The following is a 5,304-nucleotide window of genomic DNA, read 5'->3' on the forward strand; positions in this document are numbered from 1 at the left end:
TCTTCGGCTTGCATTGATCCTGCTACGGACAGTTGGCACACTGCTCATGCAGAAAGGAAACGGCACACTGATTGCTTGGTTTCATATAAGAACATGACATTTTCTCAAAAAAGATGACATTTTTATCGTCTAAAACCACAGATTTTTTTATAAAAAAGGTAACGTCTCTGAAATATCGCTTCATAAACGTTACCTTGACTTCTTAGCAAAAACAACAAGTCCAGACAGAATATTCTATTTTTTCAACAAAAAGGAATACACAAAACTCTGCGCATCCCCCATGCTGCTTGACTTTTTTCGTCCGGCAGCTTATAATCAAATCAGAAGCAATCAAGGATATACCAGTGTCGGTGGTTGCCTTTCTGAAACAATCTAAATTATTACAAAGAGCAACAAGAGACATAGGCTATCCCCTATTTGCGGTAGGGAATAGCTTTCTTTCTACTTGCGGTGGAAGTTTATGTAAGATAACGCCGCAAAAACAACAAGTAAAAGCGTCAACACTTCCATTGTATTCATTGGCATTACCCCCTTTCTGTTTCCAGAAAGGACAACCATCAGACTATCCCTATCACGTTCTGATCTGATTAGATTCAGTATAGCATATCATCGACTATTTTACTACCTCTTCGACATACAAATCCCCTCTCGCGATTCGTCTACGAGAGGGGATTCTTTTTTATCGAATAAAGTAGTTTGTAATCTGATAATAATCGTTTTCTGTCATGCCGAGTACATCACTCATACCATCGTCCATATGTTCCCAAGTAGCTGGAAAGTCAAGATCCTGATTTGCAAATGAGAATACAGCTGAGAAATTCACAATTTTTCTTCCGTTATACTCCTGCGGTTGTCCATACATTACAGCGATTGCTCCATATGCATTATAATCATCCATCTGGTTTGCTTTATGACCTGGAGAGGACATCCAAAGGTTGAAGATCTGGCGGGCAAGATCATCGGAATCTGTATATGACAGACCACCGCCGCAGCCGTTCTGTCTGCCACCATGCAGGGCCAGATTATCAGAAGTTCCGTATCCTGGCTGTGTGATTGATCTCATGATATGGTATCCGGCAGCGGCAACGCTTCTCGGATAACAATGCTTATCATCCCAGATCATGGCTGCGTGTCCTTCTTTGACACGTTCTTCATTTACCAGATCGAAAATCTTTCTGGAAACTTCCTGATCGTAAACGGTCATTCCAAGAGCCTCTTCGTTGGTGTATGGGATATTAATTTTTACTTCTACGTATCTTCCAACAACACCTCCGTTTGGCTTAGATCCCATTGCATCAGCTGAGATAATAACTTTTCGCATACCATTTTTTTTATGAACCGTTACAAGTCCATTTTCATCTACACTTGCTACTTCCGGATCATCCGAAGTCCATTTTACCGCTTTGTTGGTTGCATTTTCCGGATATACGGTTGCGGCCAGCTGCAGTGTCTGTCCAACTTCAGTTAATTCCAGATTACTGTTCGGTGTAATTGTTACGCTTGTTGCATAAACGGTTTCTGCTGGTGTCTCTGTTGGCTTCGGTGTCTCTGTTGGCTTCGGTGTCTCTGTCGGCTTCGGTGTCTCTGTCGGCTTCGGTGTCTCTGTCGGCTTTGGCGTTTCCGTTGGCTTTGGCGTTTCCGTTGGCTTTGGCGTTTCCGTTGGCTTTGGTGTCTCTGTTGGTTTCGCTTCCGGTTTTGTTGTAAGCGCACCGTCTTTTCCGTAGTAATTTCCGTTTACCGTCTGATCCGTTACCATCTTACAGTCTGATCGGAAATAATATGTCTTTCCGGAAATTTTCATCTGCATATCCTTGCAGGCTCCGCCCCAGCTCCGGATATAGTATTTTGCTCCGTTTTCTTCTTTCCAGCATCCGGAAAGCATAACTCCGTTTCCGTCCACAAAATACAGGTTATCTTTGTATGTAAAGCTTGTGTTCACTGCCATGGTGCTGTCTGCCTGGAACCAGTACCATTTTCCTCCGGTTTTCAGCCACTCATTCTGATAGGCTGCACCGTTATCATGCAGGTAATATTTTTTTCCGTTCCAGGTCTGCCAGCAGTTTTTATAAGCTCCGCCCCAGCTGCAGAAGAAATAGGTTTTTCCCCCGTCCGTGAAAGATTCATTTGCTTTCATGGTTCCGTCTGCGTTCAGATAGTAACGGTTATTGTCCCAGGTCTGCCAGCCCGTTGCAATTTTTCCATCTTTTGCCAGTTTCCACTGTCCATCCATCACGATCCACTGCATGTTGGTTACATTAGCATTACCATCAAAAGTGTAGGAGCGTCCGTTGATTTTGGCAGATCTGTTCTTATATGCGCCGCCCCAGCTGCACAGATAGCGGATTTTCCCTGTATCATCCAGTCTCCACTCATTGGAGCGCATACTTCCATCACTATTCATGTAGTATTTATTTCCATCCCAGGTCTGCCAGCCCGTTGCAATTTTTCCGTCTTTCACCAGATACCATTTTCCACCTTTTACAACCCACTGGGAACCCTGTACCTTACTGTCTGCACCGAATGTATAACTTCTGCCGTTGATTCTTGCCTTGCAGTTCAGGTAAGCTCCACCCCAGCTGCGGAAGTAGTAAACCGATCCATCCGTATCAATCATCCACTCATTTGCTTTCATGGTTCCGTCTGCATTCAGATAATATTTTTTTCCGTCCCAGGTCTGCCAGCCGGTCTGTTTTACACCGTCTTTATAAAAATACCAGGTTCCGGACTCCTGCGTCCATCCGGTTTTTCCAGCTGCCTGTACTGTCTGGGCAGAAACTGTTGGGAACATATTTGTTGCGGCCGGTGTACCTACTGCCAGGCTCAGGCCAAGAAGTACCATTGCGATTCTTTTTCTCATACTTTTTCCTCCGTCCGTGTCAAACATTGACACCGATTTTTCTGTTTGAATTCCATGTCAACGTTTGACACGGGATTCCTTGTTTTGTTATTTCACTTTTTACTCCGGAATTTCTTCCAGAAGTTCCCCGGTATAATCTTCCCGTTTTCCAAGTTTTACGGCATCGTCCAGTTCGGACTGTTCCATGCATACACTTCCGATCGGGTGGATTCCTGGATCACAAAGAACCAGATACAGATTTCCCTGGTAATCTTCCGCTACATCACCATCCTGCCGGTAGCCAATAAACTCATGCTCAATCGGTATTTCTTCCGGATGCTCCAGATAGAATGGATCAAGCTCTCCCCAGTCCAGTGTGGAAAAATTGAAATTCGGAAAACGTTCTGCTATTACTTTTTCTGCATTTTTTCGAAGCTCTTTCATGTCCATATGGTTTCTCCCCCTTTTTCATTTTTTGGAATCATATTATCATATTACCTTTCCAATTCCGTAATTACAAGAGTCTTTTGCTATTTTTCATATTGCATTTTTATTACATTCTAATCACCCCTCTGTTTTATCTGCATTTGTTGTTATTGTAATATGGCTTCCGCTGCTGAATGCGGCTTCCATGGATGCCTTCAATGCGTTCAGGATTTCATCCGCACTTTTTGTTCCCCCGTAGAAGCCCGTATTTGCCGTTTCCTGCGATTTTTCTGCATCGTACCGTAAAATTTGATCGTTAATCCTGTTCCAGCCGTTGCAGCGTCCGAAAACGAGCTTGAAAGGGTTGTCTTGGATGTACAGAAAACGGTAAGTGTTCCACTCAGGAACTTACAGCCGGAAAACAGGTTCCCGCTATCCGTACAGGAAGATGGGATTTCACCGGTTATGGATTCCAGTGCGGTACATCCGAAAAAACTGCTGTTCATTTTCTGTGCAGCTGATGGGATATGCACTTCTTTCAGGTTGACGCAGCCATTGCAGATATTCGAGAGTTCCTTCGCACTGTCCGGAATCTGGACAGATGCCAGGGCCACACAGCCGTAATACATAGAATCCATGTTCTCCAACTGCATACAGGCTGTTGTATCGGCTCCATCGATCAGCGCCGTATCACCGTAAAATGCTTTTTTTGCCTGTTTTATATTTCCCGGAAGTTCCATGGCCTTTTCCAGTGCAGTACACCCTTCTGCGCAGGATGTAATATCTTCCAGCCGGACCGCACCAGACATATCCGGCATACTGGTCATCGCTGTGGCATTTTTGAATGTTTCCACCATGCTTCTCACTGTGTCCGGAATGCGGCACAATGTTTCCAGGTATTCGTCATTTCCTGTAAACCAGTAGTCCATGCTCTCCACTTCAGCCTCCGGATCAATCCAGGTCAGCCGTTGAACGGAATCTTTCTTCCACGGCGCAGAATCTGATTTGAAATTCCGGACGCTTCCTTTTCCGGTTATTTCCAGATCCCCGTTGGAATACAGGACGGCTTCCACATCATCTGGATTTTCCCTGCCAATTTTGTACCGGACACTTTCATCACGGTCAATAAGCACTGTGATCTCTGCCTTGATGTCCGGATATGCCTTGGAGGAAACCTCTACGGTAACACCGTGACCATGTGCCGGCACTTTAGCCGGTGACACGCTGTATGTATCTGCATCCAGAAGCTGTTTCTGTTTCCCGGATATTCCGTATACGCGGAAATTTTTTTCTGAAAGCCGACTTCCGGCAGCATAGCTTTTCTCTGCAGCTTCCACCTTGATCGTTTCCGGTTTTTCCGGTGCAGCTTCTTTTCGAAATTTTGGCAGTACCAAAAATACGACTCCAACAAGAATCAGCAAAATAACAGCAATCAACGCTATGATCCACAAGCTGCTTTTCTTTTTCTGCCTTTTTTTCGCTGGCTGTTTTTTTGATACGGCCATTTTTACTCTTTTTTCTTTTCCGTATTGTGCAGGCACTTCAGGATATAACAGATGTGATCTTTATCCAGCTTCAGGAACATGCTTTTTACAATCGAAACAGGACGTTCCTTTCCTCCAATCCGAATTGTTCCTGCATCCGGCGGCAGCATTAGGGTTTCTACAATCAGATCGATCAGTTCATCCACTTCCTGCTTGTTATAGATCGGCGGGTAGTTCTCGTAATCAATATTTTTCCGAATCAGTTCCCGGTAGGCAGATATCCGATCCATCATATCCATCCCATCTCTTTTTGTTCCCCGCTTTATATTATGATGTTAGGGTCAAAACCATAAATAACTTTGTCCTCTATTTCTATAGCACCTTGAAAAATTCATATTTTGTAGTGTAATACCGGATTTCTTCGGATATACGCTGGTATTCCCTTCCTTGATTTTATACAAGTACCGGATTTTGAGCGTAATGTCCTAAACCCTTCACATAGTTGAAGAGTTTTCTGAAATTCAATGCTGCTATCTTGGAACCGAAAAAGAACTTGCC

The 5,304-nt window shown here is 44.1% G+C and carries 4 protein-coding genes; all 4 read right to left on the reverse strand.

Translation table 11 applies throughout. From position 1 onward, the window contains the following. Nucleotides 1-679: 679 nt before the first annotated feature. The 4 genes from DXD02_RS15160 to DXD02_RS15175 all read right to left on the reverse strand — a co-directional run bounded on the left by DXD02_RS15160 (nt 680) and on the right by DXD02_RS15175 (nt 5,072). A complete protein-coding gene (locus DXD02_RS15160) occupies nt 680-2,857 on the reverse strand; it encodes an Ig-like domain-containing protein (protein ID WP_158580171.1) in 2,178 nt (725 codons plus the stop codon). 99 nt (nt 2,858-2,956) lie between these two features. Then, on the reverse strand, nt 2,957-3,286 hold the full coding sequence (locus DXD02_RS15165) for a hypothetical protein (RefSeq protein ID WP_117812925.1): 330 nt from the start codon (nt 3,284-3,286) through the stop codon (nt 2,957-2,959). Between the two features lie 200 nt (nt 3,287-3,486). Continuing rightward, a complete protein-coding gene (locus DXD02_RS15170; protein WP_158580170.1) occupies nt 3,487-4,656 on the reverse strand; it encodes a leucine-rich repeat protein in 1,170 nt (389 codons plus the stop codon). A gap of 113 nt (nt 4,657-4,769) precedes the next feature. After that, a complete protein-coding gene (locus tag DXD02_RS15175; protein ID WP_330378103.1) occupies nt 4,770-5,072 on the reverse strand; it encodes a DUF6017 domain-containing protein in 303 nt (100 codons plus the stop codon). Nucleotides 5,073-5,304 lie beyond the last annotated feature (232 nt).

The organism is Blautia sp. TF10-30 (assembly GCF_003481245.1).
Lineage (GTDB): Bacteria > Bacillota > Clostridia > Lachnospirales > Lachnospiraceae > Fusicatenibacter > Fusicatenibacter saccharivorans.